We start from the raw sequence: 346 nt of genomic DNA, 5'->3' as shown, positions 1-346 counted from the left end.
CTATAGCCAAAATATCCACCGTGTATGGAAGATAGCAGAAGCACTGGAGTACGGCATGGTAGGAATTAACGAAGGCATGATCTCTACCGAGGTAGCCCCTTTCGGTGGAGTTAAGCAGTCCGGTATCGGGCGTGAAGGGGCAAAACAAGGTATCGATGAATACATGAGCATCAAATATCTCTGCTTTGGCGGCAACTAATCAAAGGACATGACAATGACAAATCAACAACTACATCAAAGAAGAAGCCAAGTTATCGCTCAAGGCATGGGCGCACTGTACCCACTTTATGTCGAAAAAGCAGAGAATGCTCACGTGTGGGATGTGGATGGAAATAAATATATCGAC

Annotated in this window: 1 protein-coding gene; it reads left to right on the top strand. The window is 45.4% G+C overall.

The genetic code is table 11. The features are described 5' to 3' along the window. Window positions 1-199 (top strand): aldehyde dehydrogenase family protein (locus ACO0LB_RS20705; RefSeq protein WP_423052602.1); only part of this gene is annotated, 199 nt, incomplete at its 5' end. Between the last annotated feature and the right edge of the window lie 147 nt (window positions 200-346).

Origin of the sequence: Undibacterium sp. SXout7W (assembly GCF_049339385.1) — a bacterium.
Taxonomy (GTDB): domain Bacteria; phylum Pseudomonadota; class Gammaproteobacteria; order Burkholderiales; family Burkholderiaceae_D; genus Undibacterium.
This window is presented reverse-complemented; position numbering and strand designations above follow the sequence as displayed.